The following is a 4,255-nucleotide window of genomic DNA, read 5'->3' on the forward strand; positions in this document are numbered from 1 at the left end:
ACATGGCGTTGAGCAACCACCGGCCTACCTCGAAGCCGTTCCTGCCCGAGGAGGAGCGCGCCCGCGCTGCCGCCGCCGCGGCGGCCCGCAGCGCCACCCGTCGGCGCCGCCCGGCGGCCGCCGCCAAGAAGGCCGCGGACACCACCACCGAGACCACTGCAGCGACGGCCTGAGGCCAGCGGAGGACGCACGATGAGCGAACGGAAACTGAAGGTCGCGGTGGTGCAGCCCCGCCTGCAGGTCGGGGCGGTCGAGGACAACATGGTCCGCTGCGAGGGTTTGGTGCGCTCGGCGTACCGCGAGCACAACCCCGAGGTGATCCTGCTGCCGGAGAGCTTCACCTCACCGAACATGTACGGCCGGGCCATGAAGGGCGTGGCCCGACCGGTGGACGGCGCGCCGTACCACATGATGCGGGACCTGGCCCGCGAGCTCGGGTGCATCATCGGCGGCGGTTTCCAGGCCCGCCGCGGCGAGGACACCTACGGCACCTACATGCTCATCGAGCCGGACGGCTCGGCGCACCTGCACGACAAGGACATCCCGTCGCTGTGGGAGAACGCGTACTACTGCGGCGGGGACGACGACGGCATCTCCACGCTGTCCTTCGGCACCGTCGGCATGGCCTGCGGTTTCGAGTGGGACCGCAGCCGCACCGCGCGCCGCACCCGCGGCAAGGTCGTCGCGATGCTCGGTGGGTCCTGCTGGTGGTCGTTCCCGGACTGGCTGCCGGTGCGCCGCTGGTTCGCCCGCGACCACCAGTACAACATCGCGGTGGCCCGTGAGATGCCGGGCCGAATGGCCCGCGCAGTGGGTGCCCCGGCGGCCATCGCCCAGCACGTGGGCGATTACCGCTCGGCCTCGCCGTTGATGCCCGGCATCCCCTACGACACGCTCGCGGTCGGGGAGAGCCAGCTGGTAGAGCGGGACGGCACGGTGCTCGCGCGGCTCAGCTATGCCGATGGGGAGGGGCACGTCGCCGCGGAGATCACCCTCGCGCCGCCGGCCCCGTTGGACCCGATCCCGGCCGGGTTCTGGATGGCCCCACAGACCTTTGCCGTGCACGCGGTCTGGCACCTGTACAACAACTACTGCGCCGCCGAGTACAAGCTGAACAAGAAGCTCAACCGGCATGGCTGGCAGACCCTGCCCGCCACGGATCTGCCCGACCACGTACCGGGCGAGCGGGCCGAGGAGATCGCTGCCGCGACCCGCTGACCCGCCTCCACGTCCGTTGCGGCCGCGGAACTGCCCGGCCACGCGGTCTCGGGTCAGTTGCGACGCATGGCCGGATGACGGGGCGTCAGGCGGAACGGCGCAGGAACAGCTGACCGCTCAGCCACGCCGCGCGATGCAACGTGGTGTCCGACATCAGCCGGGCCAACTCGGCGAGCTCGTGCTGGACGTCGGAGGGCAGGTGGTACATCGGCGTGGGCTGGTTCATGTCTCCCCCTCGGTGATCCGGGACGTGAGTGGGGCCCACCAGGGGTTTCGGCGTCCGCGGGTCAACACTTGACCCCGGCGCAGCGAAAAGTCGCCGACGGCCTAGTGGCAGTCCACGCCGTCGTGATCCTTGTCCAGCGCGGGGTTGTAGCCGTACTCGCCCCGGGACAACGGGTCGCGGCCGGCGGACTTGATCGCGTGGCAGTCGGCGAACATGAACGGCGTCGCGGTCGGCGTTGCGGACGACGTCGCTGTCGGCGTGAGCGTCGGCGACTCTGTCGATGTCGGTTCGCCGGTCGGCTCGTCCGTGGCCTCGTCGCTCGGCGCGCTCGCGGTGGGGGACGGCGTCTGATCCGGGGTCATCGAGGGCTGCGCCGTCGGGGTGGCGTCCAACGTGGAGGCGGGCGCGGTGGTCGCCGGGGTGGTGAACTCGTTCGGGTTGGCGGAACCGTTTCGGGCGTGCGCCGCGCCGAAGGCCACCAGGACCACGACGAGCAGCACGGCGGTGCCCTGCACCGCCGGCGGGATCGCGCGTAGCTTGCGCCACACGCGGGTCAGCCTGCCGGGGCCCGTGTACATGCCGGATCCTTCCGTGCGACCGTCCGATTCACCAAGTTCGACGGCGATGCGGAGAGCCTGGTGCCACTACGTTCGGTGGATTCCACCCCGGGCCGTTCGTCCGATACAGAACTATCCACCAGCGTGATCACGCGAAGAGCACCCGGGCCAGTGAGAGAAGTCACCTATGTCGTCACGATCCCGTCGCGACGTCTTTTATACCTCCGACCTGCACATCGGCGACGCGATGGTCGCGGCGTACCGCGGGTACGCCGACAGCGCCGCGCATGACCAGGCCCTGGGGGAGACGTGGCTGCGCCAGGTCGGCGAGAACGACCAGGTGTGGATCCTCGGCGACCTCTCGCCGGTGGCCGAGCTCGGCCTGGCCTGGTTGGCCGATCTGCCCGGCGAGAAGCATTTGGTGGCGGGCAACCACGACCGGGTACATCCGGGCCGCAAGAACGGCTACCGGCAGCTGCGCCGCTACCTGGAGGTCTTCGAGTCCGTGCAGCCGTTCGCCCGGCACAAGATCGACGGGGTGACCCTGCTGCTTTCGCACTTTCCGTACGACGACGACCGTCGGCCGCAACCGCGCAACATGCAGTGGCGGCTGCCCGACCGTGGCGAGTTCCTGGCGCACGGCCATACGCACTCCAAGGAGCGGCTGACCAGTCCGCGCGAGGTGCACGTCGGGTTTGACGCGTGGCAGCGTCTGGTCGAGCGCGCCGAGGTGGCCTACCTGCTCGGGATCAGCGACTGACACCGGTGAGCGCATAACCTGGGCCCGTGTCGGAGGACTCGAGGCTTCAATGGGTGGGCTCCATGCCGGAGACCTACGACCGCGTGCTGGGTCCGGCAGTGTTCCAGCCGTTCGCGGTGGACATGGCTCGCCGGGTCGCCGGCTTCCGCCCCGCGCGGGTGCTGGAGACCGCCGCCGGCACCGGGCGGGTCACAGCGGAACTGGTCCGGGTACTGCCCCGGGCCGAGATCATCGCGACCGACCTGAACGCAGCAATGGTGGAGTACGGGACGGCGCGCGTCCCCGGTGCGCACTGGCAGCAAGCCGATGCGCAGGCCCTGCCCTTCCCCGACCACAGCTTCGATCTGATCACCTGCCAGTTCGGCGTGATGTTCCTGCCCGACAAGCCCGCCGCCTTCGCCGAGGCGCGCAGGGTGCTGCGGCCCGGCGGCCGGCTGGTGTTCAACGCCTGGGGCCCGATCGACACCCACGATTTCGGTTGGGCAGTGGTGGCCGCGGTGCGCCAGATCTTTCCGGAGGATCCACCGGTGTTCCTGGAGACGATCCCGCACGGCTACGCCGATCCCGACCGGGTGCGGGCGGACCTGACGGCGGGCGGCCTGATCTGCGAGGCCGCGGAGTCGGTGACGCTACAGGGCACGGCGGACTCCACGGCCGACGTGGCACGCGGTTTCTGCACCGGAACCCCGCTGCGGGGCGAGATCGAGGCACGGGGCGAGTTGGACAAGACCACCGCGGCGGTCGAAGCGCTGGTGGGCGCGGCTCTCGGCCCCGGCCCGGCCGTCGGCGACATGACGGCACACGTCTTCGTCGCGCACGCCCCGGCACCGTACTAGGGTTCGCCCGGGGGCCGACTCTGGCGCGAGGTGCAATGCAATGACGGTTCTCGACTCGCAGCCGCAGGTTGAGCGGTCACCCGGCTTCGACGCCGCCACGCTGTGCGAGGCGTTCCAGGTGACGGCGAGGACGTACCCGGACTCGCCGGCGCTGCGCACGGTCGGTGACACCCAGCCGTTGAGTTGGGCGCAATACGCCGAGCGCGTGGAACGGATCGCGGGCGGGCTGGCGGCTCGGGGGATCGGGCGGGGCGACACCGTCGGGCTGATGCTGGTCAATCGGCCGGAATTCCATCTGCTCGACACCGCGCTGTTGCACCTGGGCGCGACGCCGTTCTCGATCTACAACACCTCCTCGCCCGAGCAGATCGCGTACCTGTTCGCCAACGCCGAGAACCGCCTGGTGGTGACCGAGCGCCGATTCGCCGACACCATTTCCGCCGCCGGCGGCGGCCTCGATGTCGTGGTGATCGAGGATGACGGACTGCCCGACGGCAACCATCCCGATTTCGAGACCACGTGGCGAGGCGTGCAACCCGACGACATCGCGACGCTGATCTACACCTCGGGCACAACCGGCCCCTCCAAGGGCGTGCAGCTCTCGCACCGCAATCTGATGGCCACGCTGAACGGATGTGCGCAGCTACTCCCGACGCGC

6 protein-coding genes are annotated in these 4,255 nt (G+C 70.2%); 4 read left to right on the plus strand and 2 right to left on the minus strand.

Annotated features, from left to right (window positions below; translation table 11 throughout):
- Positions 1-192: 192 nt before the first annotated feature.
- Positions 193-1,218, plus strand: coding sequence for a carbon-nitrogen hydrolase family protein (locus VGJ14_14595; GenBank protein HEY2833655.1), 1,026 nt, complete (start codon positions 193-195; stop codon positions 1,216-1,218).
- 85 nt (positions 1,219-1,303) lie between these two features.
- On the opposite strand, the gene VGJ14_14600 is transcribed toward VGJ14_14595, so the two are convergent.
- Positions 1,304-1,444 carry a hypothetical protein gene (locus tag VGJ14_14600; GenBank protein ID HEY2833656.1) on the minus strand — a complete coding sequence of 47 codons (141 nt, stop codon included), beginning with the start codon at positions 1,442-1,444 and terminating at the stop codon, positions 1,304-1,306.
- Between the two features lie 101 nt (positions 1,445-1,545).
- Complete coding sequence (locus tag VGJ14_14605) at positions 1,546-2,022, minus strand: excalibur calcium-binding domain-containing protein (GenBank protein HEY2833657.1); 477 nt, start codon at positions 2,020-2,022, stop codon at positions 1,546-1,548.
- Positions 2,023-2,188: 166 nt separating this feature from the next.
- Between VGJ14_14605 and VGJ14_14610 the strand changes: the two genes are divergently transcribed.
- From VGJ14_14610 to VGJ14_14620, 3 genes are all read left to right on the plus strand, one after another.
- Positions 2,189-2,761, plus strand: coding sequence for a metallophosphoesterase family protein (locus tag VGJ14_14610; GenBank protein ID HEY2833658.1), 573 nt, complete (start codon positions 2,189-2,191; stop codon positions 2,759-2,761).
- A gap of 26 nt (positions 2,762-2,787) precedes the next feature.
- Complete coding sequence (locus VGJ14_14615) at positions 2,788-3,597, plus strand: methyltransferase domain-containing protein (protein ID HEY2833659.1); 810 nt, start codon at positions 2,788-2,790, stop codon at positions 3,595-3,597.
- A 40-nt stretch (positions 3,598-3,637) separates the two neighbouring features.
- Positions 3,638-4,255 (plus strand): AMP-binding protein (locus VGJ14_14620; GenBank protein HEY2833660.1); only part of this gene is annotated, 618 nt, incomplete at its 3' end.

Source organism: Sporichthyaceae bacterium, from assembly GCA_036493475.1.
In the GTDB taxonomy this organism is placed as follows: Bacteria; Actinomycetota; Actinomycetes; order Sporichthyales; family Sporichthyaceae; genus DASQPJ01.

What these genes read in the sequence shown, in the direction of transcription:
- VGJ14_14595 (HEY2833655.1), top strand. Translation starts at nt 193, where the DNA reads ATGAGCGAACGGAAACTGAAGGTCGCGGTGGTGCAGCCCCGCCTGCAG.
- VGJ14_14600 (HEY2833656.1), bottom strand. Translation starts at nt 1,444, where the DNA reads ATGAACCAGCCCACGCCGATGTACCACCTGCCCTCCGACGTCCAGCAC.
- VGJ14_14605 (HEY2833657.1), bottom strand. Translation starts at nt 2,022, where the DNA reads ATGTACACGGGCCCCGGCAGGCTGACCCGCGTGTGGCGCAAGCTACGC.
- VGJ14_14610 (HEY2833658.1), top strand. Translation starts at nt 2,189, where the DNA reads ATGTCGTCACGATCCCGTCGCGACGTCTTTTATACCTCCGACCTGCAC.